The sequence below is a fragment of the Flavihumibacter sp. UBA7668 genome (genome assembly GCF_002483205.1).
In the GTDB taxonomy this organism is placed as follows: Bacteria; Bacteroidota; Bacteroidia; order Chitinophagales; family Chitinophagaceae; genus Flavihumibacter.
The window spans coordinates 551,513-578,255 of the sequence record NZ_DLHM01000005.1 but is presented as its reverse complement, the minus strand read 5'-3'; the positions used below and the strand labels follow the sequence as shown (position 1 = coordinate 578,255).

The 26,743-nt window shown below is 42.8% G+C and carries 24 protein-coding genes; 5 read left to right on the top strand and 19 right to left on the bottom strand.

Features of this window, described 5'->3' with window-relative positions; genetic code table 11:
• Positions 1 to 14 precede the first annotated feature (14 nt).
• From B2746_RS14535 to B2746_RS14525, 3 genes are all read left to right on the top strand, one after another.
• Entirely contained in the window at positions 15 to 1,376 is a 1,362-nt protein-coding gene (locus B2746_RS14535; RefSeq protein WP_290795317.1) for an MFS transporter, read from the top strand.
• Entirely contained in the window at positions 1,357 to 2,220 is an 864-nt protein-coding gene (locus B2746_RS14530; protein ID WP_290795315.1) for an MBL fold metallo-hydrolase, read from the top strand. Before B2746_RS14535 ends, B2746_RS14530 begins: the two co-directional genes overlap by 20 nt.
• Before the next feature lie 93 nt (positions 2,221 to 2,313).
• Positions 2,314 to 2,862 (top strand): hypothetical protein, encoded by a 549-nt coding sequence (locus tag B2746_RS14525; RefSeq protein WP_290795313.1) that lies wholly within the window; start codon positions 2,314 to 2,316, stop codon positions 2,860 to 2,862.
• Positions 2,863 to 3,007: 145 nt separating this feature from the next.
• Here B2746_RS14525 and B2746_RS14520 read toward each other — a convergent pair whose 3' ends face one another.
• Together B2746_RS14520 and B2746_RS14515 are read right to left on the bottom strand one after the other, a co-directional pair.
• Positions 3,008 to 3,802: a DUF3108 domain-containing protein gene (locus B2746_RS14520; RefSeq protein WP_290795311.1), complete on the bottom strand. Its 795-nt coding sequence runs from the start codon at positions 3,800 to 3,802 to the stop codon at positions 3,008 to 3,010.
• Position 3,803: 1 nt separating this feature from the next.
• Positions 3,804 to 4,820: a lysylphosphatidylglycerol synthase transmembrane domain-containing protein gene (locus tag B2746_RS14515; RefSeq protein ID WP_290795308.1), complete on the bottom strand. Its 1,017-nt coding sequence runs from the start codon at positions 4,818 to 4,820 to the stop codon at positions 3,804 to 3,806.
• A gap of 19 nt (positions 4,821 to 4,839) precedes the next feature.
• Between B2746_RS14515 and ruvC the strand changes: the two genes are divergently transcribed.
• The gene (ruvC, locus tag B2746_RS14510) at positions 4,840 to 5,415 is read left to right on the top strand and encodes a crossover junction endodeoxyribonuclease RuvC (RefSeq protein ID WP_290795306.1); all 576 of its coding nucleotides are present in this window, start codon (positions 4,840 to 4,842) and stop codon (positions 5,413 to 5,415) included.
• On the opposite strand, the gene B2746_RS14505 is transcribed toward ruvC, so the two are convergent.
• The 6 genes from B2746_RS14505 to rsmA form a co-directional block, all read right to left on the bottom strand.
• Positions 5,399 to 5,818 (bottom strand): HIT family protein, encoded by a 420-nt coding sequence (locus B2746_RS14505; RefSeq protein ID WP_290795304.1) that lies wholly within the window; start codon positions 5,816 to 5,818, stop codon positions 5,399 to 5,401. The genes ruvC and B2746_RS14505 overlap by 17 nt on opposite strands.
• On the bottom strand, positions 5,815 to 6,522 hold the full coding sequence (locus tag B2746_RS14500; protein ID WP_290795302.1) for a hypothetical protein: 708 nt from the start codon (positions 6,520 to 6,522) through the stop codon (positions 5,815 to 5,817). The genes B2746_RS14505 and B2746_RS14500 overlap by 4 nt, the downstream gene beginning before the upstream one ends.
• Before the next feature lie 67 nt (positions 6,523 to 6,589).
• Positions 6,590 to 8,941, bottom strand: coding sequence for an alpha-L-rhamnosidase (locus B2746_RS14495; RefSeq protein WP_290795301.1), 2,352 nt, complete (start codon positions 8,939 to 8,941; stop codon positions 6,590 to 6,592).
• Between the two features lie 75 nt (positions 8,942 to 9,016).
• On the bottom strand, positions 9,017 to 9,490 hold the full coding sequence (gene greA, locus B2746_RS14490; protein WP_290795299.1) for a transcription elongation factor GreA: 474 nt from the start codon (positions 9,488 to 9,490) through the stop codon (positions 9,017 to 9,019).
• 96 nt (positions 9,491 to 9,586) lie between these two features.
• A complete protein-coding gene (locus B2746_RS14485; RefSeq protein ID WP_290795296.1) occupies positions 9,587 to 10,510 on the bottom strand; it encodes an NAD(P)-dependent oxidoreductase in 924 nt (307 codons plus the stop codon).
• Positions 10,503 to 11,267, bottom strand: a complete 765-nt coding sequence (rsmA, locus tag B2746_RS14480) for a 16S rRNA (adenine(1518)-N(6)/adenine(1519)-N(6))-dimethyltransferase RsmA (protein ID WP_290795294.1) — start codon at positions 11,265 to 11,267, stop codon at positions 10,503 to 10,505. Before rsmA ends, B2746_RS14485 begins: the two co-directional genes overlap by 8 nt.
• 77 nt (positions 11,268 to 11,344) lie before the next feature.
• Here rsmA and pdxA point away from each other — a divergent pair, with 77 nt between their 5' ends.
• The gene (gene pdxA, locus B2746_RS14475) at positions 11,345 to 12,436 is read left to right on the top strand and encodes a 4-hydroxythreonine-4-phosphate dehydrogenase PdxA (RefSeq protein WP_290795292.1); all 1,092 of its coding nucleotides are present in this window, start codon (positions 11,345 to 11,347) and stop codon (positions 12,434 to 12,436) included.
• A gap of 6 nt (positions 12,437 to 12,442) precedes the next feature.
• Here pdxA and B2746_RS14470 read toward each other — a convergent pair whose 3' ends face one another.
• The 11 genes from B2746_RS14470 to B2746_RS14420 all read right to left on the bottom strand — a co-directional run bounded on the left by B2746_RS14470 (position 12,443) and on the right by B2746_RS14420 (position 25,263).
• Positions 12,443 to 16,717: a T9SS type A sorting domain-containing protein gene (locus B2746_RS14470; RefSeq protein WP_290795290.1), complete on the bottom strand. Its 4,275-nt coding sequence runs from the start codon at positions 16,715 to 16,717 to the stop codon at positions 12,443 to 12,445.
• 90 nt (positions 16,718 to 16,807) lie between these two features.
• Positions 16,808 to 17,497: a LolA family protein gene (locus B2746_RS14465; protein ID WP_290795289.1), complete on the bottom strand. Its 690-nt coding sequence runs from the start codon at positions 17,495 to 17,497 to the stop codon at positions 16,808 to 16,810.
• Between the two features lies 1 nt (position 17,498).
• On the bottom strand, positions 17,499 to 18,338 hold the full coding sequence (locus B2746_RS14460) for an ABC transporter permease (RefSeq protein ID WP_290795287.1): 840 nt from the start codon (positions 18,336 to 18,338) through the stop codon (positions 17,499 to 17,501).
• On the bottom strand, positions 18,316 to 19,248 hold the full coding sequence (locus B2746_RS14455) for an ABC transporter ATP-binding protein (RefSeq protein ID WP_290795284.1): 933 nt from the start codon (positions 19,246 to 19,248) through the stop codon (positions 18,316 to 18,318). The genes B2746_RS14460 and B2746_RS14455 overlap by 23 nt, the downstream gene beginning before the upstream one ends.
• A 71-nt stretch (positions 19,249 to 19,319) precedes the next feature.
• On the bottom strand, positions 19,320 to 19,610 hold the full coding sequence (locus B2746_RS14450; RefSeq protein ID WP_290795282.1) for a winged helix-turn-helix domain-containing protein: 291 nt from the start codon (positions 19,608 to 19,610) through the stop codon (positions 19,320 to 19,322).
• A gap of 29 nt (positions 19,611 to 19,639) precedes the next feature.
• Entirely contained in the window at positions 19,640 to 20,242 is a 603-nt protein-coding gene (locus B2746_RS14445; RefSeq protein ID WP_290795280.1) for a hypothetical protein, read from the bottom strand.
• Between the two features lie 7 nt (positions 20,243 to 20,249).
• Positions 20,250 to 20,891 carry a hypothetical protein gene (locus B2746_RS14440; RefSeq protein WP_290795278.1) on the bottom strand — a complete coding sequence of 214 codons (642 nt, stop codon included), beginning with the start codon at positions 20,889 to 20,891 and terminating at the stop codon, positions 20,250 to 20,252.
• Between the two features lie 12 nt (positions 20,892 to 20,903).
• Entirely contained in the window at positions 20,904 to 23,138 is a 2,235-nt protein-coding gene (locus tag B2746_RS14435) for a TonB-dependent receptor (RefSeq protein ID WP_290795276.1), read from the bottom strand.
• A gap of 119 nt (positions 23,139 to 23,257) precedes the next feature.
• Positions 23,258 to 23,404: a hypothetical protein gene (locus B2746_RS14430; RefSeq protein ID WP_290795273.1), complete on the bottom strand. Its 147-nt coding sequence runs from the start codon at positions 23,402 to 23,404 to the stop codon at positions 23,258 to 23,260.
• A 22-nt stretch (positions 23,405 to 23,426) separates the two neighbouring features.
• Positions 23,427 to 24,065 (bottom strand): T9SS type A sorting domain-containing protein, encoded by a 639-nt coding sequence (locus B2746_RS14425; RefSeq protein ID WP_290795271.1) that lies wholly within the window; start codon positions 24,063 to 24,065, stop codon positions 23,427 to 23,429.
• 115 nt (positions 24,066 to 24,180) lie between these two features.
• Positions 24,181 to 25,263 (bottom strand): hypothetical protein, encoded by a 1,083-nt coding sequence (locus tag B2746_RS14420; RefSeq protein WP_290795269.1) that lies wholly within the window; start codon positions 25,261 to 25,263, stop codon positions 24,181 to 24,183.
• Positions 25,264 to 26,743 lie beyond the last annotated feature (1,480 nt).

Genomic DNA, 26,743 nt, shown 5'->3' with positions numbered 1-26,743 from the left:
AACCAAGCAAGTTCATGCAGACGGCATCGAAAAAAGTCATCAATGGTTGGGCTATGTATGATTGGGCCAATAGTGCCTACAACCTGGTAATTACCAGCACCATTTTCCCTGCTTATTTTGTTGCCATCACTTCCGCCGGAAACGGAAACGGTGAACACAAAGTATCCTTCTTTGGAAGGGAATTCGTGAACACCGCACTGATGGATTATGCGCTTTCAGTGGTCTTTCTGCTGGTAGCCTTCAGCTCGCCGATTCTCTCTTCCATTGCGGATTACCGGAGAAATAAAAAAGTGTACCTGCGCTGGTTCAGTCTGATAGGAGCAACCGCTTCATTTTGCCTCGTATTTTTTACAAAAGGAAGGATTGAAGTGGGTATTATCCTTTTTGCCCTCGCCGCTTTCGGATACTGGGCCAGTCTGGTCTTTTATAATTCCTATTTACCTGATATTGCTGCACCTGAAGATCAGGATCGGGTGAGCGCAAAAGGTTTTGCGTTGGGTTATGTAGGAAGTGTGTTATTGCAGATAATCTGTTTTGTCTTAATTCTTAATCCGGATTTCCTGGAAAAAATATTCCGGGGAATTGAAAACATCACCGGTATTCCGCAGGAGTACGATACACTGGGACCCAGAGTTTCTTTCCTGCTGGTTGGCCTTTGGTGGTTTGGTTTCGCACAGTTAACCCTGCGCGTTTTACCTCTGAGCAGCAAGCAGGAAAGAAAATCCAAAAAACATGTGCTTGTAAATGGTTTTCATGAATTGCAGCTGGTTTGGAAACAGTTGAAACAGATGGCCGTTTTGAAACGTTTTCTATTTGCTTTTTTTCTTTATAATATGGGCGTTCAGACCGTTATGCTGGTTGCCGCCGGATTCGGAAAAAAAGAAATCTTTCCTAACCCCGAAGATGAACCGAAATTATTGATCACCATTATTCTGATACAACTCGTTGCTATAATCGGTGCCATCGGGCTCAGCAGTCTTTCCAAAAAAATCGGAAACATGTGGGTACTGATCATTGCCGTAACCATCTGGATCGGCGTTTGTATTGCCGGTTATTATGTGCAGACACAAACCCAGTTTTATATCCTGGCCTGCTGTGTGGGGTTGGTTATGGGAGGCATTCAGAGCATGAGCCGCAGTACCTATTCCAAATTATTACCACCCACCCAGGATACCACTTCCTTTTTCAGCTTTTATGATGTAACCGAAAAAATCGCCATCGTAATCGGCATATTCACTTTTGGCTACCTCGAAGAACTAACCGGGAGTATGCGCAACTCCATTATTGCCTTGGGTGTGTTTTTCCTGATGGGATTAATCGCCTTGTTTTATACCAAAAAAGCCTACGATTCGAGCCATGCAACTGTACACCATTGATACCGGCAATTTTAAATTAGACGGCGGCGCCATGTTTGGCGTGGTTCCCAAAACGATGTGGAACAAACTTAATCCGGCAGATGAAAATAATTTGTGTAGCTGGTCCATGCGCTGCTTACTGGTACAGGATAGCAATAGGCTGATCCTGATCGATACGGGCATTGGTACCAAACAGGATGCAAAATTCTTTTCGCATTATTATCTGCATGGAACTGCGAGTCTGGATAGTTCGTTGGCAGCTCATGGTTTTCATCGGGATGAAATTACGGATGTATTTCTCACCCACCTTCATTTCGATCATTGCGGAGGGGCCATTATCAGAGAAGGGGATCAATTGAAACCTGCTTTCAGAAATGCGACTTACTGGAGTCATGCGGATCATTGGAACTGGGCTGTGCATCCAAACGATCGTGAAAAAGCATCTTTCCTGAAGGAGAATATATTGCCCATTCAGGAATCCGGACAACTGCGATTCATTGAAGGCAATGGAATCAAAACTGGTGATCAACTGGAACGAATCTCTTTCACGGATAATTTTTCAATCCGGCTGGTAAACGGACATACAAATTCCATGATGTTACCACAGTTGAATTATAAAGGGAAAACAATTGTATATATGGCCGACCTCCTACCTTCTGTTGCACATCTGCCCATTCCTTATGTGATGGCCTACGATATGTTTCCGCTGACTACTTTAAACGAAAAAAAGTCCTTTCTGAAAGAAGCCATTGAACAGAATTACCTGCTCTATTTTGAACACGATCCGCAGATTGAACTGGCGGGATTGATCCAAACTGAAAAAGGTGTACGCGCCGGAGAAACACTTCGAATAACAGACCTCTAACTATTTCTGCCCTTCCAAAAAACGTGAAAATCACCTGATTTCCCGAAAGAATTAAATTATAATTTTAGCCATACTGTATTTAAAAAATACTTTATGTGCGAAAGACCTGGGAGAAAGAGAATTTTAAGGAGTACTAAGGGCATACCAGTAATTGCTGATGAAGATGCTTATTCCCAAAACAAGGCATCTGAAAGAGCAAGAAAGATTAACACTATAAACCCTGATATAAAATTCAATATCTGGCATGACCAACATTATCAGATCAGAAAGCAATTTGGAGATGAGGCAGGTGAAAGAATTGGAATAAACTCAATATTTGTTGAATCATTGGTGCAGCGTCTAATGAGTCATTTAGTTTGCTATAGCACTATATTGAAAAATTTCAATTTTGTAAATTTTAGCAACCCTGAGTCAAGAGCAATTAGAGTAGTGCTACAAGAAGAAACTAAGGAGGAAATGCTAAATGTGGTTATTGAAGTTCATTTTATTGACATAACTACGTTTGAAGTAACCATAAAAACTGCCATGTGTTCAGATTCTTTTAGGCTAAGTGATGGGCAATTTGCAATTGAACTAATTCAGAATGAATCCGTTCTAAAAAAAATGGAAAGGGGTAGCGTAATAGAAATTTACAGCCTTTAATAAAAAATTTGAATTACAAATAAAGATTTTTTAAATTTGAACTTGAAACAGATAGGATAAATCTCTGGACAGCCTATAAGCAGGATATTTATCTGGTCAATCTTATATAAGCTGCAAATTTGCAGCTTTTTTATTTCTCTTTCTTTTACCGAACACTAACCAGACTGGTCAATGGGTAACGCAGGTTGCGGTAGGACATCATATCCACTTTTACGCTTCCTACACTAATCGGACTTTCTACCCGGAGCGGGATTTTATTTCCGTCATCACTTACCCAAACGGTCATTTTCTCACCACCTTCAAAAATGGTTCCTTTTACCAGCAGGGGCTTGAATTTTATTGCGCGAAATTTGCCGTACTTGGTTTTAATGGTTTCCTTGCCAATATAACGGATGTAAAGATTATAGGTTTCATCATCCAGAAACATGGAGAAGGGAATCTTATCTCCGGGTTTGTATTTTTTAAAATCAATATTGCGGGCATAGTAGATAGAGCTTACCACATCCTGTACACAATTCGGCACATTAAAGGTTCCATAATTCGTAACGGCTTTGTTGGCGCTGTGATCAAAGTTTACGGTCTGGAATTTCGTATACCCACCCTCATACACATTGCGGATGAATTTATGTGGCTGAAGTGTAGCGGTATCGATATAAGATTCGTATTTATCGCGCACTTTGAAGAAGCTGTCGTAGAAGCTGTAAGTTTTTCCATCGCCCACCACATGATAAACCGGTTTGCCATTCAGACTGGTGAGTCGCACATTGAAACTGGCCTCGCCTGCCCCGATATACATACCGGCCAGGGTATAGAAAACTTTGAAAGTGGTGGACTCTCCGTTTATGAAAGCAATATTTCGAACACCACAGTACTCATTATCCGCATCCAATCGTTTGGATAAGATCACTGTAGCAAGTATGAACAATACAATTTTTTTCATGCTATTTCATTTCTTTGACCGGATTGGCTTTCACCAGTTTAATCCGGATAATCAGCAAACTGCCTAAAATAGCCGGACCAACCAGGTTGATCAGCCAAATACCAAGCGCTGCTGCAATGATTCCCAGTTGATTCGCACTAATCATACCAAACAACTCAAGTGCCAGTTTGCCCCTGATTCCTATATCAGCCAGTGCGATAGTTGGAATAATGGCCATAATCAGGAATTGCAGACTGATCATCCAGGCAGCAACCCCTATCAATTCCGTTACGCCAAAACATTGAAGTAGTAAGATATACTGAATAACAAAAACCAGGTACCTTAAGAGTGACCATCCGAGCACTCTTAACAAAATTGTAACCGGTAAATGATCCACTACCTGCAAAACATGCAGCAATTTATTGGCACCCGGAATTTTTTCAACCCAACGCACGATCCAACTGATACGAAGATAAAGCAGTATTCCACAACCTGTAAGGATGGATACCAACCATCCCAATGCTGGCACCCAGATTTCCTGCAAATCCCAATCGGAGGGCAAGTCAATCGCCTTATAATTGGCATACCAGATCCAAAGCGCAATCGTACCTGCTATCATGGTTACCAGCACCTGACTGAAACTACCAATGAGGGTCAGAGATATCGATGCCAGTCTTTTTCCTTCCGGCAGATAAAGCACTCTTCCGCCATATTCACCAATTCGGTTAGGTGTATTAACGGCAAATGCCAATCCGGCTAAAGTGGCTTTAAATGCTCTCCAGTAAGATATACGATGCAGGGGCAATAAAAGTTCACGCCATTTGATGGCTTCCAGTCCCCAGTTGAAAACCATCAGACCGATCGCCGCCATCAGTTTCCAGGCATGCTCCGTTTGCAGGGTTCTTTGCATTTGTTCCCAGGTATTGGCTAAATTGGGTTGTTGACTGAGTTGCCGGTAAATCGACCAGCTCAGCCAGATGAATATCAGGGGGCCCAACCAGTAGTTGAGAAAGATTTTGATATTTTTGTTTGGAAGCATCCCTGTTAAAAATAATCGCTTGTTGAAAAAAACACCACAAATAATTCTGGGTATTGATCCAGGCACCATCGTGATGGGTTATGGATTGATAGCTGTGAACGGTCAAAGCCTTCAACTATTGCACATGGATGTGCTTAAATTGAATGCCAAAAAAGATCAGCATATCCGCCTGGAACAAATTCATCGACGGGTGGCGGAACTGATTCAGCAATATCATCCCACCAGTTTTGCGATTGAAGCTCCCTTTTTTGGTAAAAACGTACAGAGCATGCTCAAATTGGGAAGAGCCCAGGGTGTTGCTATTGCAGCGGCCATACAAGCCGGGCTCGAAGTTTGTGAATACTCTCCCAAAAAAGTAAAGCAATCCATAACAGGCAATGGAAATGCCGATAAACACCAGGTTTGGGCAATGCTTCAACGGATAGTAACGATTGAAGAGAAACCGGAATTTCTGGATGCTTCTGATGCCCTGGCTGTTGCCATCTGTCACCATTACCAAACCAACTCAGCTATTCCCGGGATTGGCGGAAGCAAGGCCAAAGGCTGGGATGATTTCCTGAAGAAAAACGAACACCGGATCAGGAAACCGGTCTGAAAACCTCGGATTTTTCCAGATGTGCCAGGATTTTCTCCTGAGCGGTTTTGAGCTCTTCCGCATATTGCTTAAGTTTTGGACGGGTAAAATTCAGGTCATCGGCAGATTGCAAAGGTACCAGGTGCAAATGCGCATGGGGCACTTCCAATCCGATTACGGCGGAACCTACCCGCTGACAGGGAAATGCCTGTTCAATGGCACGAGCTATTGGTTTCGCAAATACAAGAATCTCTGCCAGGTAGGCATCCGGCACTTCATAAAACTTATCTACTTCCATTTTAGGCACAACCAGAACATGTCCGGGTACCATGGGGAAGACATCTAAAAAAGCGTAGAATTTGTCGTTTTCGGCGATTTTATAAGAGGGAATTTCGCCGTTGATCAGTTTGGTAAATATGGTCATCTTGAAGAAATTGAATGCAAATCAGCACCCAATGACATCGTGACTTTTATATCCCGGGTTTCCCAGGTATCAAAAAATGGCTGCCATCGACCCATATTATAAAACATGCCATACACTTCGTTCTCAACATTTTCTGTCCAGATTTCATCTCTGGTTGGACATTCAACATGGGTCACCCTGCCCGATGCATTGATGGTGACCACAAAGGTATGATTCCAATTGGGAATGGTATTTGATTTGTAATAGGCTGCACTGAAATAATCGATCAGGTTTTGTGTTCCAAACATATACACGGGATCAATTTTTACAGCATACCAGCGTTTGAGTTCTGCCAGTTCTACTTTTCCAAATCCGTTGGGCAGGTGGTCCAGTTCAATCCGAAAAGACTGATCATTTTGAACAAAGACGCCATTTACGGGTTCGTTCTTATAATAATATATGAAATGCTCAAGACTATCAGTGGGGGTTAATCGAACCAAAACAGTATCACCTTCATTAAAAAAAACTCTCGGACCCACAACTTTATCATTTCGAAACTGGCACTGCATCAGCACATTTCCTTTTTTGTCGAAGAAAAGCCAGTCGCCCTGTTTTCGGCCCTGTTTATCGACAGCATTCAACTGAAGACCGTTCCATTTAATGGTTCTCTGCGCCTGCATTGCCAGCGGAGAAAACAGTAAAATAAAAAGGACGCGCAAAAACATGGCGCAAAACTAGCCTCGCATTGTTACCAGAATGTAAAGCTAATATTACCGCAAGGTTACCGAATTGTTACCAACCAGGCGGAAGGGTATGCAGAATCCGGTGTTTACCAGACGTCAGAAGGGTGGTTTTCCAGCTTCTGTGCATTTCATTAACCGGTAATTGTAGTTGTACCGTTGTTTTGGGTGGCACTTCAACTACCATTTCCAACTGATTCGCAAATTTCTTCCATACGGTTTTAAGCGGACCATGTTTTGTACCTACAGTTGCTTTTACCCAATTTAGCCTTCTGGTATCGGGTTGAAGAATGTAGTACCCTACGGGAAAACCTCTTCCTCCATTTTCTCCTTTTCTTATACCAGCCAGCCAGCGAAAAAAGAATTCCGTAACCGTTCCAAACATCGGGTGATTATGCGAAAAAGTATTATCACTGTATTCCCAATGTTCCCAGAGACTGGTTGCGCCCTGGTCCATCATATGCATCCAGCCGGGAAAACCATTTTTTGTAATGATATCATAGGCAAGATCCGCTCTTCCATTTTGAGCCAACACTTCCAGCAAAAACTTGGTCCCGAAAATACCTGTATTCAAGTGTCCACCATTTTTTTCAGTGATATCTCTGATGAGGTAATCAAAGGCCGCCTTTTTTAACTGAGCAGGAACCAGACCAAAATATAGTGCATGCGCCTGGGTTGATTGGGTACCAATGCTTACTTTGCCGGAAGCTGGCTGAATAAAGGTTTCAACAAATCGATTTTTTATTGAATCGGCTAACCGTCCATACCGGGATGCCTCTTTTTTATCGCCTTTCAAAGAAGCAAAATTTGCCAACAGCATAACATTGTAATAATAAAACGAAGTGGCACTTACCGCCAGGTCTTTGGGAGCGATGGATTCATGATCACCAATGGTATTTTTAATCAGGTGACCGGATGCTGTTGTTCTTAAAAACTCCACCCATTTTTTAACCTGTGGATATTGATCAATAAGCAGCTTTTTGTTTCCATAATACTGATATAATTGCCAGATCAACTCCGGATAGGCGGTACCCCATTCAATTGGTCCCGACCCATTCCCATAGCCCTCATCAGCAATACCTACAAAGGGAGCTGTTTCCGTTAATCCACCATCTGGACGGGCTGCATCCGCATAATCCACTACCGTTTTGGAATAAAAATCTTCCATATCAAAGAGATGAATAAAAGATTCGGCGGTTGCCATAATATCACCACCATAGCCCAATTTTTCTCTATGCGGACAATCCGATTGCACCCCGATAAGATTACTAAGAAAAGTACGTTTACAAATTGCAAACAATTCATTGAGGCGGTCATCAGAACAGGAAAAACTACCGGTTTGCTGTACATCCGCATGTAATACCAGGGCTCTGATAGCCGAGGTATCCGGCCTACCCGGATAGCCCTGAAGTTCAGCATACCGAAATCCATGATAGGTAAATGCCGGTTGAAAAATATCATCCTTACCGGAACAGATAAAAACATCTTCCTGATAAGCAGTATCCGGCGAACCGGGACCGCCAACGCCGGGTGATTTTATTTGTCCGGTTACACTGGTCATTTTATTCAGGCTGCCATCCGGATACAATAATTCTCCGTATTGCACTGTCAATTTTGTTCCTGCTGGAAGACTGGTTTTCAATTGAATTACACCGGTCTGATTGGTTCCAAAATCCAGCAGCCAGCCGGATTCCGTTTGGTGCATGGCAACCGGTGCAATTGTATCGCCCACTATAACCGACGGACTTCGGTGTGCTTCCAGTTTACCAGATGGTGGTTGTGCATAAACGGCCTGTTTCCATGGCTGCTCCGTTTTTCGCAAATCAATCCATTCGCCCAGGTAAATACTATTTCGGCGGATAACACTTTCCTTTACTCTCCAGTTTTCATCTGTAGCGATTACCTGTTTGCTGCCATCCTCCCAAATAAGTTCGAGTTGTGCCATCAATGCAGGTTCTCCAACAGGAAGGGCTTCCTGCAGATTAAACCGTCCGAATAAACGCAGCGGCATCGGGTTATACCAGCCATTCCCCACTATTACATCCAACGTATTCTCTTTTCGGTTAAGCAATGAGGTCAGGTCATAGCTGCTGTAAAAAATTCGGTGAGCATAATCTGTCTGTGAAGGCTCCAATACTTTATTTCCGATTTTCTTTCCATTCAAACTTGCTTCATAATAGCCCAATGCACTAATAAAAAGTTTTGCAGAACGCAGAGGTTTATCCAGCCTGAATTCTTTCCTGAAAAGGGGTGCAGGATTTTCCTGGTACGCCCGCTGATCAGAAAAAAAATGAGTTTGGGGATCGCGAATCCATTTGCCCTGCCACTTTATTGGCAACACATTTTGAGCACAACAGGAACCGCAAACCAGGAGAAGTAAAAGAGTAGCAGGAAACAATCGCATAGCGGCAATTTCATGGAAATTACCAAAAAAAAACGGCCATCTTTTGGATGGCCGTTTTTTTAAGCGCATCGTATGTTATGCAGAAATCTGCTCCACTTTAAATTTCAAAAGGCCAGCCGGTGCTTTTACTTCGGCCACTTCACCTACTGTTTTTCCAAGTAAACCCTGTCCAATGGGAGAAGTCACGGAAATTTTTCCAGCTTTCAGGTCTGCTTCTTTTTCGGAAACAATCTGATAGGTTACGGTTTTCTTCGTATTCAGGTTTGAAACGGTCACTTTTGTCAGAATTGATACTTTGCTGGTATCGATTGCATCCACTTCCAGAATCCGGGCGATAGCCAGATCACTTTCCATTTTTTTGATCTTGGCTTCCAGGATTCCCTGCGCCTCTTTAGCCGCATCGTATTCGGCATTCTCACGTAAATCACCTTTTTCGCGGGCCTCCGCAATAGCTCTGGAGGCAGCCGGACGTTCCACCGCTTTCAGCTGATGGAGCTCTTCCTTCATTTGTTCAAGGGTTTCTTTTGACACATAAATTACATCTGCCATAAATAACCTCCTTTGGTTAAAATGTAAAAAAAAAGAACAACGCCTTCAACAGAAGTGAAAGCGTTGCACTCAGATGAGCAAATATAGGAATTTTAATTAACCAAACAGCTTATCAATTACCACTTCAGCCATCTTCAGGTAGGCTTCGTGGCTGTATCCGGCAATGTGGGGGGTAACCAGTACATTGGGTTGTGCACAGAGCCATTTCAACATACTCCTTTCTTCTTCAGTGTAGGAACCTAACTGTTCATTTTCAAGCACATCGAGTCCGGCAGCGGAGATTTTACCAGTTTCCAGCGCCCTGATCACAGCAGCGGTATCGTGCACCTTACCCCGGCTGGTATTAAGCAAAATGGGCTGACATTCCAATTGGTTAAAAAACGCGTCATTGGCCATATGCCGGGTTTCCGCTGTAAGGGGCACATGAAAGCTGATTACATTGGCATAGCGGGCAATCTGTTCCAGGCTGGCTTCCTTTACATAGCCTTTGGCAAAACCAAACCGATAGCGGTCATATGCCAGCACCGTTACACCAAAAGGTTCGAGTAAACGGGCAAAAGAACTGCCGGTATGTCCATAACCTATAATTCCAACAGTTTTACCACTAAGTTCTGTTCCCCGATTGGCATCTCGAAGCCATTTTCCTTCCCGCACTTCAGCAGCACTCGAATTCAGTTTATTCAGAAGGGATAGTAACATCCCCAGTTCATGCTCTGCCACAGCATTGCGGTTCCCTTCCGGACTGCTTACACATCGGATTCCCTTTTCTTCTGCATAGGCCAGATCAATCAACTCAAGTCCGCTGCCTAATCGTCCCACCCATTTTAAATTATCCGCTTTTTCCAAAAGAGGACGATCGAGTTTTATACGGGTAGTAAGAATGAGTCCGGTCATCCCGCCAATAATTTTACTTACCTGCTCATAGGTAATAGCCGGTTCATACATCACTTCAAATCCAAGTGCCCTTAATTTTTCATTCAGCCAGGGATGTACCGCAGCCGTGATCAACACCTTATCCATTATTTCCATTCATTTTAAATGTGAGTTCAGCAAAATCTTCAACAGATAACTGTTCCGCTCTTTTTTGAAATATCGGATCAAGCAGCATTTCCGGAGGGAAAAGTGATTTCACCGCATTTCGCAGCGTTTTGCGGCGTTGATTAAAGGCAGTTTTCACCAGCATAAAGAAACTTTTCCGGCTTGCCATTACAGGCAGTTGTTTTCTGGGCACCAGTGAAATCACTCCGCTCATCACTTTGGGAGGGGGATTGAATGCACCTGGAGGTACATCAAACAGGTATTCCACATCAAAATAAGCCTGGATCAACACGCTGATTACACCGTATACCTTCGACCCCGGAGGGGCTGCTACCCGTTGGGCCACTTCTTTCTGGAACATGCCTATTACCCGCTCCACCATACCTTCCCATTCCAGCACCTTAAATAAAATCTGGGTTGAAATATTATAGGGAAAATTTCCTACCAGGGTAAATGGAGCATCGAAAGGGCATTCAATATCCAGAAAACTCTGGTGAATCAGTTTGCCTTTTAATACAGGATAGGTGGCTTCCAGATAGTTGACTTTCTCCTCATCCAATTCAACAGCCCTGAATTCGGTATCAGGCAGATCGAGCAGGAATTTGGTTAATGCACCTCCACCCGGACCCACTTCCAAAAGCCTGCTAAAAGGTTGTTGCCGCAGTGATTCAATGATTTTCAGGCATACTGATGAATCCTTCAGAAAATGCTGGCCCAGTGATTTTTTAAGCGTATACATAGAATTCCGCAAAAATACAGTATTGGGCGCGGCCGCTGAATACTGTATTTTTACTGCTTATTCAAGCGTACTTAAACATGTCTACTGAAACTATACGACCCATTATTGGTATCAGCTGCGGCGATCTGAACGGAATTGGCCTGGAGTTAATCATTAAAACCGTAGCCAACAGCAAATTGCTGGAATTGTGTACTCCTATTGTTTTTGCTTCCAATAAAGCCATCAATTTTTATCGCAAATCGATTCCGGACAGCAATTTCAATTTCCAGCAGATCAAGGATTTTACCCGCATCAACCCAAAACAGGTAAATATTTTCAATTGCTGGGAGGAAGAAGTGGCTATCACACCCGGACAGCTGACCGAAGAAGGTGGTAAGTATGCGGTGCTTTCGCTTACTACAGCAGTGGAGGCATTAAAAGCAGGCAACATACATGGACTTGTAACGGCCCCGATTCATAAAAAAAATACCCAGAGTGATGCCTTTCCGTTTACCGGACATACTCCCTATCTCCGTCAGGCATTTGGTGCAAAAGAAGTAGTGATGATGATGGTAGCCAGCAATATGCGGGTTGCCTTATTAACAGAACATGTTCCGGTTCAGGAAATCGGGCCATATGTAACGAAGGCTGCCATACTATCCAAACTGAAACTGATTGAAGCCAGCCTTCAGCAGGATTTCGGAATTGATCGTCCAAAAATTGCGGTACTGGGACTAAACCCACATGCCGGTGATGAGGGATTGATCGGATCGGAAGAAGAAACCATCATCAAACCCGCTATAAAGGAATTCAAGCAACAGACAGGAGCAATTGTACAGGGACCCTTTTCTGCCGATGCATTTTTTGCAAGAGGATACCATGAACGATTTGATGCTGTGCTGGCCATGTATCATGATCAGGGGCTTATTCCATTCAAATCCTTATCACATGGCGATGGAGTGAATTTCACCGCTGGATTATCGGCTGTAAGAACCTCTCCGGATCATGGAACCGCATTTGATATTGCCGGCAAAAACCGGGGAGATGAGAGTTCGCTAATTAGCGCCATCTTCACCTGTGTCGATATCATCCGGCAGCGTGCATTCTACCGCGAAAACAGGGCAAACCCAATGAAAAAACTCACCAACCGCCTGTTGGCCAATGCGGTTGATGAGAAGATTGAGGAATAAGCTGGATTAGCGGAGAATCACTTTATGTGTAATGACTTCCGTGTTATTGGAAACGATACGCAACAGGTACATTCCTCTTGCATATTTTCCTAATCCGGTTATCTGAATGGTATTGTTTCCTTTCTGGATTTGTTGTGATTGCTGGTAAATCAATCTGCCGCGCTCATCCATCAGCTGGCAATCGAGCCATTGTTTTTCTTTTGCACCAACAACAATTTGCAGGTACGACTGTGCCGGATTAGGCATAACTGTTAGCTGATCCACCACAGATAATTTTACCACTATAACATCACTCAGAACATATTTACCAGTTCTGTTGACTGCTTTAATCCGGTATTGTATGCCTGATGCATTACTTGGCTTATTATCAATAAAACTGGTCGTATTATAAACAGTTCCAACCACCACATAGGTACCATTGCCTTCTTTTCTCAGCACTTCATAATGACTGACCGGTTCTGTAGTACTGATTTCCCAGTTCAGGTGGATACCATCATTCTGCTGAAAGGCATTGACTTTTAGAAACCGGGTTGATAAAATATAGAGATATACTCTCCAGTCACGTTCTGAAGTAGCATCAGAATGCCGTTGCACCATGGTTCTTGATCCGGGATTCGCATCACCGGTCAGCGATCCGCCATTACCCATGAAAGCGGAAGTTCCTTTGGCGGAATTATTATCCCAGTCGAACCGGTTATCCAAACCATCATCATCCACATCATTTCCGGTCAGATTTATATTATCATCAGCGCGGGTATTCATATTAAAATCGTTGGCTTCAATAATATCTGCTACACCATCACCATCAGAATCACTATCCTGATAATCAGGAATTCCATCCAGATCTTCATCATTGGGAGTTATACCATTTCCACCAAATCCATTGAATCCATCATAGGCATTATCGATGCCATCATTATCTGAATCCAATCCGGATGGCAACTGATAACTGATAGTAGCAAGCCCTTCCACATTATCTGGAACACCGTCATCATCTGAATCGATATCGAGATAATCATCCGGATTCGTTCCATCTGTATTGGGATAAATAAAATGTCTGGGAGTTCCGCTATCGAGCATACCATTGAAATCAAAATCCGGATATCCTGCTTCACGCAGATCTGTAATTCCATCACCATCACTATCCAGGTCATAAGGATTGGCGCGTCGGTCAGCATCTTTATTCTGATAGGGATAGCTATCTGCCCGACCGTCGTTATTGGTATCTGCACCAGTTCGTAAAATCAGGGCAGCAATATCAATCATACCATTGTTATTGGCATCGGCACCACCCGCTTCTATAACATCGTAAATACCGTCGCTATCACTATCCAGATCAAACATATTGGGAATACCATCACCATCGAGATCAGGTAATCCCAAACCAGATCCTGAGCCGGCTGCACCAGTGGAGGATGCATCTACATTTTGAGACAATCCGTCTCCATCCGGATCCGTAAAATTATCGATGATACCATCTCCATTGGCATCCACACCTCCTGCTTCCACTACATCTGCAATACCATCATTATCACTGTCCGGATCCAGCGAATTGATTATACCATCCAGATCAAAATCATATCCATCATGTATTCCATCGTTGTTGGAGTCTGTAAAACCCGGACTTCCCGGATCGCGATAATCCTGCACGCCATCACTATCAGAATCAAGGTCTGAATCAAGGCCGTTATTTTCGACAAGATCAGGGATTCCATCATCATCATCATCAATATCACAACCAACCGTAATAAGCCGGTTTCTGCAGGTAGTAGTATTACAATCACCTTCGATCCGCACATAATAACGGGTATTTACTGTTGGAGAAACGGTGATTGTTGGTCCGGTTCCGATTGGTACACCGGTACCACAGGAACTTCTATACCATACATATCGGGCATTGGTTCCAAAATTTCCACCATAGGCTGTGAGTTGCAGCGGACTACCCGGACAGACCTGAGTTCTGTTTACCCGGATACCGGCAGGTGCAACAGTGCTTGGTGTTTTTAAGGGAAGATAAAAACCTGGAGAAGCATACCGGCACTGCGCATTATTGATATTGCCACCGGAAGCCACCAGTACCCGGTAAAACCGCTGGTGAGAAGCATTCATGGAAGCAATGGTATAGGTTGAATTGGTAGCTCCGGAGATATTTGTCCAGGTAATACTATCCGAACTAGCCTGCCATTGGTATTGAACCGTACCATCGATTATGGTTGGATCATTCAGGGTAGCAGAGAAGGTTGCTTCACCACCGGTACAACCGGCACTGACAGCAGTAGTATTCACAACAGGTTCTGCATCACAAAGTCCAAATTCAATATCATCAATTGCCAGGTCATTTCCACAACCGCCTTCCCCCTGATTGATTACTTCCAGAATAATGGAAGAATACCCATTGGGCAAAACAAAACGGATACCATGGCGTTCCCAGGCACTGCCTGTAATTTCAGGTGTGTTCAGATAGGTAAGTACAAGGCCAGTGGCTGCATCACGTGCCCGGAATAATAAACGGGGCGATTTGAATCCACCTACGGCTGCACAAAAATTCCGCTGGCTGTTGTTACTGATATTTGCCACCCAAACATTGAGTGAATATTTTAGATTGGAACAGAGGTTATTAACGGTTGTACTGAAGATTACATTCTGTTGCACATCTGCATTAACCACCAACATTCGGCCATTGCTATTACCGGTATGATCTGGCATGGAGTTCCAGTATTGGCTGTTACCATTTGCCGGATTGTTGGTGATCATATACCGTTCATTCGCAATCGGACTGGTTGTTGAACCGGTATATTGCGTACTCGTATTTGTGGGCATGGTAGTGGTTGAACCCGTGCCGCTTCCAAAATCCTGCGAGTATAAGACATTATTAATAGCCGGACAGGGAGGGGCTTCCCCTGCAACTATTACCACAAAAGGGGTAGGTGCCGACTCACCGTCATCGTCGGGTTTGCCATTCAGATTCAGGTCAGGATTAGAGCCATCCGTTGAAACATCCCGAAGGTTTACGCCATATCCTGATGTGGTACTTCCAAACCCGGTTCCGGTAACGGTTGCTGAGTTATTGTAGATTCTTCCACGCTCTATATTCCTGAGACGAACCGTAATTCTTATGGTAAAATTATTTTCACTAACCGGGAAATTTTTCAGTGTTTGCGAATTGGCTAATAAACTGGTATTGGTGGTGCCATTGTATGCACTGTTCAAACTAACTCCGGCCGGATTAGCAACCAGACTTGCCGAAGCGCTGACAACATTGGCAGCTCCGTTGATATGTGAGAGTGTATCAAAGACCTGCAGGTTGGAAATGGGATAATTTCCAAAATTCTTTATATGTAAATCATAGACTACATCATATTCATCCGGTGTTCCGGTTGGGGTTAAAGAAACCAGTCTTTTGGCGGAGCCGATTCCTGATGTTATACTTGAATTATCATAGGAGCTGTAGGTGGAACTGGCAGCCAGGTTAAACCGGTCGCCTGTTAACATATCCAGGCGGCTGTGAATACAATTTGAAGGCGAGGCTGATCTACGGAAAGAACCTACAAATTGACCACCTGCATAGGATAAACCCACCAGGTTTGCCCCAAATACCGGTAATCGAATGGTGTCAATATAAGTAGCATTGATGGGAGACAAACCGTAATCACGGTAATTCATCGTCATCAGTTTGTTATCAAATGCAAAGTAAAACTGACCAGCCGGAGTAATGGCAAAATCTCCATTCTGGGTATAAATATTTACACCTCCGGGCAGGCTTACCGGAACTGCAGCACCGATTGCACCCGTGGTAAAATCAATTCGTTGTAAGGAGAGATCATAGGTAACGGGAGAAGACCCGGTTGAATTCATATTCACCATCCATGCATAGCCATCTGCATCAAAAGCTGCCGTAAGTATACTATTGAAAACCCTGATAGGAGCCAGACTGGAAGTTGGACAAGTACCGGGAGCCCATCTCCAGACATAGGTTCTTCCTCCTGACCATCGGAAATAATAAATCAAATTATCCTTGGGATTAAAATCCACCAGGGCTCCACTGGAAGAATAACCGGGAGAACTTAGAGAGGGAACACATTCTGTACCCGGGAATTTTCGAAGCAGGTTAGTCTGCTCTTTAAATTCCATATATGCCATACCTAAGGTTCCGCTGGTGCAGTTGGATCTACCTACTCCCACAACTATGGAACGAACTGCAGGATCCTGCGCATGGAGTGCATTTGAGGCCATCAGCCAAAACAGGCAAAACAGGCTGATTCTACGGTATAAGGTGGTCATAATCAAGGGTTGGATACCTTAAGAACGACCAATTATGGATTATATTTTTTCTACAACCAAAATAATGGTAAACCCCTAATTTTTAAAATACTACTTAAATAAGCCAGGTGCCAATCCTTTATTAATGGAGTAGGATGAATAAAACAGACTAACCCGCCCTTTCCCATCACCCGTTGGTTTAGTGGCATTCGTATTTTTACTGCCCTCGTACTCCATCGTTACTCCTTTGGGCAGCTTAAATGTACTGGTATTGAACACGAAAAGGATTTTATCCGGCAGTCCCCATTGAGAAAAGCGACCGTATTCCATGTTAGATTCATAGGTGCCATTTTCTCTGGTTGTGGTAGTAGCTTTCCAAACGAGGGCTGATTTTTCCTCCACTAAAAGTGTGGTTAATACGACATCACTGTTATCAGCAAGCGGAAGTAATTTAATGATCGCCAATTTTCGTCCATTCACCGAAGTATATCCCCCGGGCACTGCCGTGAACTCCTTCCCTGAAATAAGGGAGTTCAGGCTTACATTCATGCCACCTTTTGGTAAAATCGAGATTCCATCCGGCTTAATTATTTTAAATAAATCAGGCTGACGGAAGTAAACTTTGACTTTTGAATCGGGAACTTTCATAAAACTGACATCCACTGAAAGGGTGGCATCTCCGCTATAATCCTTTACAGCTTCCAGCTTTTTTTTAACTGCATTCAATAGGTTTTGGGCATCCTGTGCCGGTGAAGAAAAAGCCAGGAAAAGAAGGGAAAAGAAGATTGAAATACGTTTCATATCAGGACAAAATATCTTTTTTACGGAATACCCAAATGGTTGCCACCAGAAAGCCTGCAATATGCAGAAGCAGGATGCCTGCAGACTGCAGAACAGGACTCCAGGAAACAGGGGCATCAAAAAAGCCCTTCCACCCAATCATATGAGTTGTAAACAAAAAAGGCTTGATGGTATTAAATATGGGAATATCCATGGTGCTTAAAATAGTAAATACAATTATTACACTCATGGTGGTTACGATTGGACCAATCGAATTTTCCGCAAACACAGATAGAAAAAAAGCAAGAGCAGCTACGGTTGTCATGGCAATGGCCGCAAATCCGAAAGCAGCAAAATAACGCCAAAGCACATCTGTATTTTCAAGAATTACCACCTCTGTGCTCTTAAGAATCATCAGATCTCCGGTACCAAAAATCCAAACAGAAACTACCAGTGCCAATAAAGCCATCCAGAGTAACAATAAAATGGTATACAACGTGGAGGCAATGAATTTTGCCAACAATAAACGGGTCCTGCTAACCGGTTTGGTAATCAATAATCGAAGTGTGCCCATATTTGCTTCACCGGCAACCTGATCACCAGCAACAAGAGCAATCAGCAAGGGGACATGAATCAGCAGCGTTTGAAGAATTATGAAGCAAATCAGATAACCATTCAACACCTTGCCCTGTATATCGAAACTTTGTGTGAGGGATTGCATTCCGAATGCCATATAATTATTTCCATCTGCATAAAATGCCAGTAAGATGAGCGCAACAATGGCACCGATAGCTGCAAAACTGATATAGGTTCGGGAGCGTTTGAATATTTTAAACAGCTCAATTTGTAAAAGTGGCCACATGTTGATTCTCGGAGGTTAAGGATAAAAAATAATCTTCCAGTGAATTAACAGAACGAATAGACAGAATATCAATCTCCTGCTGTACGAGGAATCTGTTCAAAGCAGGAACCTGATCCGGAGGAAGAGACAAGACCAGTTCCTGTTTCAATTGTTCAGCCTCCAGTAACCAGGGCGTCTGTGCCAGCATCAATTTTGCTTTTTGAGGATCGGATACCACCAGGTGCACTTTGTTCTTTGCAGGTTGAAAAAAATCAGCAACTGTTCCTTCGACCATTTTTTTCCCCTTGTCAAGAATAATCATTCGGGAGGCTATCTGCTCAATTTCATTGAGCAGATGGGATGAAACAACAACTGTTTTATGAAGGTCTTTACTGAGGTGAAGGATCAGGTTACGCATATCAGCAATCCCCTGCGGATCGAGGCCGTTTGTAGGTTCATCAAGAATAACAAGATCAGGATTATGCACCAGTGCAACTGCAATCCCTAATCGCTGTTTCATACCCTGACTATAGGTGGCAACTTTACTTTTTGCGCGATCTGCCAAACCAACCATTTCCAGTTGCTCTATCAACTGCCGGCTTGTAGCTTTCCGGCCACTCATCCGGGCAAAAATGGACAGATTCTCTATTGCACTGAGGTATTTGTACAGATCAGGGCGTTCAATTACTGCACCTACTCTTTTCAATACTGATTTCCGATTGGTGGAAAGCTCCTGACCAAAAAGCCGGATAGTTCCAGAACTGGGTAAAATAAGAGAAAGTATCATTCGCAGGGTGGTCGATTTACCTGCTCCATTTTGCCCCAGAAAGCCATACACATCTCCCTGAAAAACAGAAAAAGAAAGATCATCGACGGCCACCAAATCACCAAAGTTTTTAACCAGGTGTTTCACATCAATAAGGGGCTCCATACTGGCCAGATTAGTTCAAGCTACTAACAGCTGCAGTATCATTTTGTTGGCAACCGTGGTGTTATTTTTTGTTAATTGCCTGTATTGAGATAGGTCTGTAAGTTTTGTACATAAATTTCAAAGGCCCGGATGCCCACAGGTGTTATTTTACAGACCGTTTGCGGATAATTATCCTTGAATTGTTTAAGAACATCTATATAACCGGCGTCTTTCAGTTTATTGATCTGAACACTCAGGTTTCCGGCCGTTGAATTGGTTTTTTCTTTTATAAAGGTGAACTCCGCTTCCTTCACGCTGATCAACAATGACACCACTGCAAGACGCAGTGGTGTATGTAATATGGGATCCAGATCTTTAAACATGATCGTTATTTTCCTTCCTGATTGTATTTCTATTGCTGTTTCTCATACCGTTGTTTTAATAGATAGCCGGGTATAATCCATGCCACCACCATTGCCAATGCGATTAATAATAAATGGTCCTGTACCGGGATAAATGTAGACAAAATGGCCATCCCCCAGCAAAGAAGTGCTCCGATTTTAAGCGGTTTGAATTTCAATACCACGCCAGACACATAAGTTGGAACACCATAGATGGTCAGATAAATGGGATTGAGTAGCTTATAAAATTCGGCACCCTGTGTCTTTCCGATTATAATTCCCGTTATACACATGGTAATGCTGAATGCAATCCAGATAGCGCTTAATAGTTCATCTGTATAGGTCACAACTTTCTGTTGCTTTTTGTACTTAATCAGGTAAAATACCATGTAAACCACAGCTACCCAGGTAAGCATCCAGATGAAATGAACATTTTCATAGCTGGTAAAACGCATCCCCAGATACTGTACAAGGCTACAAATAAACACTACCCATCCCCACAAAAGATACAGGTGTCCATTTTCACTGAACTTGTTCTTGGCTTTATTAATCATAGATTCAATCAGCGCAAGACTTTCAGCACTACTCATATTGGAACTGTTGGTATCAGTCATTTCCATTTTATTTACATTGTGCTAAGAAATATTGGGCTGCCGCTTTTCCCCAGGTAGGATGTAATTCAGAGGCCGGCTTGAATTGATCAAACAAGACCAATGATTTTTCAAGAACTGCTGCAGCGGCAGCCTTGCCACCACCAAATTGTTCAGGCGTATAGAATTTTGATTGCCCCTCCAGGTAAAGAGGTCGCGGATTGGAAGGGTCCAATTGTTTTGCTTTCTCCAGGTAGGTGGAAGAGGTTTGGCCATATTGCATCCAGCGCGCAGCGGGATCAACGGTTAGATGAGCCGTTGCAATCATACTGTAAATCACATTTATTTCACTATTGGCACCCCCAGCCAGTTCTTCTGCTTTTTTATTAAGTGATTCTGCTTTGTCAGCCAGCTGATCCACTTTTGTTTTATCCTGTTCCAGCAGGGCCGACATTATCTGGCAATAAGCCGCATAATAATAGGGTAGCCACTGGGTTTTTTCCGCCTCCGCTATGCGCTCGAAGGAATTTGCCAGTGACGGCATTCCACCGTTTTGCACAGCTGTTTCCATTTCTCCAATTCGTTGTTGCATGGCTTTCTGGTATTTATCAGATTGCGCAAGCAGAGAAAAACTGCCAATCATCAACATAAGTAAGAATACACTTTTTTTCATATCAGTTACAATTTAAAGGTTACTATTGATTACATCCTGTGAACGATCCACTCCGAAACTGATAAAACAGCCAATGAAGAAAAACTGATTGGCAGCCGGACGTATCGGTTGGCGAATCATTCCATTATAGGAATAATTATAATTGAAAATCTGGTTCTGGTTCAGCACATTGTTTACAGAAAGAACCCAAACAGTAAATGATTTTGCATCGGTCTTTCCAATGGCAGGCAAATAATTTATACTCAGGCTCAGGTTGTTAAATGGAATTGTTTTACCCTGATCAGCCAGTTCAAATTTTGCTTCTGAATTATTGTAGCGAATATTATAATATGGACGGCCTGTAGCAAAGGAATAAGACCCATTGAACTGTGTTTTCCATTTCGTGATAAACTTCTTTACCACCAGCGAAGCCGTATGATTGGCAGCAAAATTAGGTTGTAAGCTACCCGGAAAATTCAGATAATCCCTTTTAGTATCCAGGTAAGAATAAGATACCCAGTAATCCACTCCTTTGATTGATTTTTTATCGCGCCAGAAAAATTCAATTCCTTTTGCATATCCATACCCCTTATTGGAGATTTCGGGAAATGTTTTGATCAGGTCATCGTATTTTTTGTAAAAGGCTTCTGCCCGAAAAGTATAGGAACTGTTTATCAATTGGTAATTTGCTATATAATGCGCTGCTTTTGTAAATAACAGGTTTGGATTCAGAATTAACTGGTTTCGTTCGGGCTTCTGGTAAAAAATTCCATACGCCAGGGATGCCTGACCTTTTTCGCCGATTTTATAGGCCATAGAAACACGCGGCACGATATTATTTCGATTTAACAGAGAGGAATGTTCGAAACGGCTACCCAGTTTTGCTGCCAGGTTATTGGTAATATAAATATCAACTTCAGCAAATGCTGCTTTAAACTGATCTTCCTGCATTGTCTTACGCAGCAAGGTATCGCGGAAATTGACATCATCTTTGAAATAGAGCCATTCTCCACCAAAACGAAGGACTGACAATCCCGAACCAATTCTTCTATCCAATACTGATTTAACCTGTACCAGACTGGATTTAATATCAGCTGTAAATGGTTTGGCCAAATAGGGCATGCTGCCAATAAGCTGATCTTTGTTTTCGGCATTCTGAAGACGGTTCTGAATATCGTCCTGGTTTATGCTATATGAAGTTCCCAAGAACAATTTCCATTTTTTACCCAGCCGTTCTTTCCAGGATAAATTCGCATAAAGATTATAGTTGGATAAGCCGAATGCATTTTTAAGATTAGCTGAATCAATATCGGGAGTTCTTATTCCCAACTGGTTTTGCTGAAAGGTTCCATAAAATTTAAGGATTCCTGTTTTAGATGTTTTGATTCTGAAATTGCCATCACCATAATGAAATGCAGGCACTTTAAAATAATCAGGTCGTTGCTTAACCAATTCAAAATAAGGTAACAGGTTGGTATAACCATAATTGGCACCCCAGCTGGCCGATTTCTTTTTATTCAGGTGCTGGTATCCACCACTGAGTCCCACTGTGGAAATTCCAAGTGAAGCAGAACTTTCGTCTGGAAGATCAATCGTTTCAAGAATAAGTGCGCCGGACAGCGCCTGCCCATACAATGCTGAGTAACCACCGGAACTAAAAACGGTGCCTTTAAAAAGAAAGGGAGAAAAGCGCCCTCTGGTAGCCAAATCAGGAAGTGCAGAAAAGAAAAAATTATTAACCAGGGTACCATCTATAAACACTCTGGCCTCTTCTCCTGATCCACCACGAACAAAGAGTCCTTCTTTTTCACCAATCTGCTGGGTTCCGGGCAGAGTTCTTAATGCGCCGGTAACATCACCATTTGCACTTGCTGTAGTAACCACATCAATTGAACTTAATACGGTTGTTCGTTTGGAATCACTGGCTTCAAAGGTACCGGCTGTAACAACCACGGCTTTCAATTCATCCATGGCTTCTTTCATGGTAAGCCGAAGGATAATGGGAGATCCGTTTAACTCTACCATTTCTTCCAAAGGTTTAAAACCAATGGCTGAAATCTGAAGCAGGTGTTTTCCCGATTCGCTGGTTTCAAATTGAAAAGTACCGCTTGAATCGGAAGTGGCACCGTCATAGCTGTCTTTAATGGTTAGACTGGCTCCCGCTACCGGTTTTCCTTTGGGAGTTTTTAACTGACCCTTTATCCGGGTTTGAGAGAATCCAGCCAGTTGGGTGATTAAAAGCAGCAACAAAAGGATAAGATGGTTCACTACAGCTAATTTTAATCAAATATAAACTAGTTTATAATATAAACCAAATAGTTAAAATAGAGGCCCGACTAAGAATAGCCAGGCCTTGTTGATCGTACCCTTTAAAACTATACGCTTTTTTACTGGAGCAGGCTGATCACGAGGCAGAGCCAAACGAGGGCCAGTACTCCAACGGTAATCCATTTATTTACAACTGCCTGTGGTGAGGAGCTAACACGGTATTCCTCAGAAACCCGGACAGAATTTTGTTGTTGTTCAGAATGCATACGGTTCGGTTTAGGCGGTTTTTCAGTTCATTTTCACAATACGGCCCTGGATACTGTTCTTTCCATTACTGGCTTTTACTACATACCAGCCTGGTGAGAGATTTGTCAGATCCATTGATAATGTAAGGGCTGCCCGTTTTTCAACATTGGTTCTTAGCAACTGACCCGATCCACTATACAGTTCAAGTACCACTTCCTGCTGGTTCCAGCTTTCCGGTAATGCAGCAACAAGTGAATTTTGAACGGGGTTGGGATACAAAGCCAGTTTCAGTTGGGAATCGTAACGCTCCCCTTTTACCAACTGAATGGCAGAATATTGGAATGTTCCATCTTTATTGATCAACCTTAACCTGTAATAGAGTGTATTTTTATTCTTTGGCAGGTATTTATCCTTGTAAGAAAAACTACTTTTCGCTTTTTGTTCTCCTTCCGTAAAATACAGTGCCACATCTTTAAATGTCTTGCCATCTATACTTCGTTCTATTGCAAAATGACTAAACTCATCTTCATACTGTGCTGACCAATTCAATTTCACCAGGCTGTTTTCAATTTTAGCCGAAAAGCTTGTCAGCTCAGCATGTTCGGTAGCACCAGCATTCAAAAAGATGAACAATAAGGTGCCTAACAGCCATAGCTGTTTGTTTAAGGGGTACGTTTTCATTGTAATGCAGTTGGGTTAACAAATCGGAACCCACAGGCATTGGAGACGATCAGGGATATGTAATTCAGAGGAGTGGAGAATGGATCAGCAACTAATTATACAAAACAGTGCTTCCTTATAATTGCGATGGCCGTATCGTTAACATGGTGAATTTTTTATCACCCGATTGAACAATTATTTTATACGAACCTGCAGCCAGATCACCTACTTCAATCAACAACTGGGTTGGTGCTTTTTCTTCTATAATCTTTCTGCGCAATTCACCTTTTTCATTCAGTATATCGATTACTACCTGCTTATCCAGCATTTCATCCGGAATAAATACCAGCAGGTTATCAGCCAGTTTTACATTTTTAAGTTTTTTGCTTTTGGTTGAGTCATCCTGATTGGTCACCGTATCAATCCACTCAGGTATAGCGTCATAATTTTCAACCAAAGAAGCAAAACGAATAGTTTCAGTACCGTTAGCAGAGGGAACGGATTCTGTCAACAACAAATCACAAACAGAACGACCATTAAAGGGACTGGTTTTACTATTTACCCCCATCTTCAACTTAAAACTGCTTACTTCATTATTTGCAAATACAATAGGCGATTCTGCAATAGTTTTTATTTCCTCCTCAACGCCCCATTTATATTGGGCACGAAATGCATCTCCGCTTCTTGCAACCAGCACATGTTTATTCTTTTTGTTCAGCCACACCACTCCGTTTTTTCCGATTGTACACTCTGCAAAAGCCTGGGCCTCACCCAATCCTCTCAATCCGGATAAAGAGGCGGCCAACGCAGGAAATACATACCGGCCTTCTTTATTCGTATTCAAATCATGCGGGATAAACTCAAAACTAAAGCTTACCGCTGCAGCCCCGATGGTTTGCTGATGTTCAATTACCGGCTGAAAAGCAGCCTCCTGCATGGATTCAACCTGGTCAATAGCCAGTAATTCAATACCCTGCGAAAGAGCCTCTATCCGAACAACACAATCTGTAAGTGCCTGCCCATTTGATGCTGTGATAACACCGGTAAATTTATAACCTGCTCCTACCTGACCAGCTTCTCCTTCAATCAAAGCAGGATTATGAAAATAAAGGGGAGATTGTGCCTGTACATTTTGTACTGCAACAAATCCGATAAAAACAAACAGGATTTTGTATAGTGGTGCCAATGTTGGGAACATCAGCGGGTACGTCTTCTTCATGATCAACTATGGGTAGATTAAAAATGCCCACAGGAAATGGATACGAGGAATTCAGCAGGATTGGATCATGTCAAACGCAGAACAAAGATTGCATCCCTTTTTGATATATGCAAGGGTTTGGGAAAAAAAATTCGATAAATGGGTTTGAAAGTAAAAAATCAAAAGTAAAATGTAAAAAATCGAATACCCTGCGTTTTACAATCATTCTACTATTTTCTTACACTAATTCTCCTTAAGACAGGATTCTGTCGGTTACCAACTCAATAGTATTACGGCATTCTACAATTCAGGAGCGTACAGCCTCATAGACCTTATCGCCGTGCACCCACCCAATCAAAGATTAGCTGCTGGGCGTGGCTGTGCTTGCGATGAAGCTGAATAGAATATAACACCTGTTGCGATGCCCATTGTGATGCATAATAGTAAAGCCGCTAAACCTGTTTAGGCAGACCTCATTTCAGGAAGCACGCAATTTTGCCAGTCGCGTGCAACTCCCGGATATTTACAAAATCTGCGCATGAATCCTGAACTAAAACAGTTATCAAGGTAAAAAAACAGGTGTGAAGGATATTTTTTACATGGAAAGAGCTTTCTCATAAAGCAATAAAGTCCATCAAAAACTATGGCTGATACTGTCGTTTACTATTTTAACAGCATTCAGGATGCTTTTATTCCAGGATCACTTAGCCGATCAGTGATTACTCCTGGATAGTAGCAAAAAATCTGTGATTGCACCTTGAATTGAGGATCCTTTTTTTACTGCCATTATTGAGTAAGACTGCCACCGGCGATTTGAAATTCCATAATTCACACGTCCAAAAAACTAAACACCATAACAAGTGTAGGGAAGAAACCGAAAAATTGTATCGGTACGGTAGAAAAAGGCCTGTGTCATAAACGGCTTTGTGAGGAATACTGGATAGCCCTATGTACCCTGACAGGTGGTTAATACGGTATGACTCAGCAGCTTACACAGGTAAGAAACGTCGCCATCCAGCCCAATCCAGCGGCAGTAAGGTGCGGACGATAACGCAGGGTGTGGATGACTATTAGCGAAGACCGATAGAAATGCAGCTTCCAGAGGAACGACACCATTTGTAGACGGCTTCGTATCTTTTGGAAGGAACCAAACGAAACACTCGCCCCAAGTTCCGGTGTAATGAAAGAGAAAATGCCTGCAACTAAAGAAAGCGAAGAGGTTTAAACCATAAAAAAGGCTCTGACAGCCGCAACCCAGCCGCAATCCAGCCGCAATCCAGCCCAGCTCAGCTCAAAGTGACCGCGCTGGAAACATTGATGGACCTGGTCGAACGGGAACTTAAAATCAATACCTGAAAAAAGGCTGGTGCCGATTGAGCCTCATTGATGCTAAAAAAAGCCCCCATAAGGATTACCTTATGGGGGCTAATTATACATTAGAAAAAGAAGGTTCTATTTAAAAGCCAGCAAGTGAACCAGAACTTGATCGTGGTTTTCACCT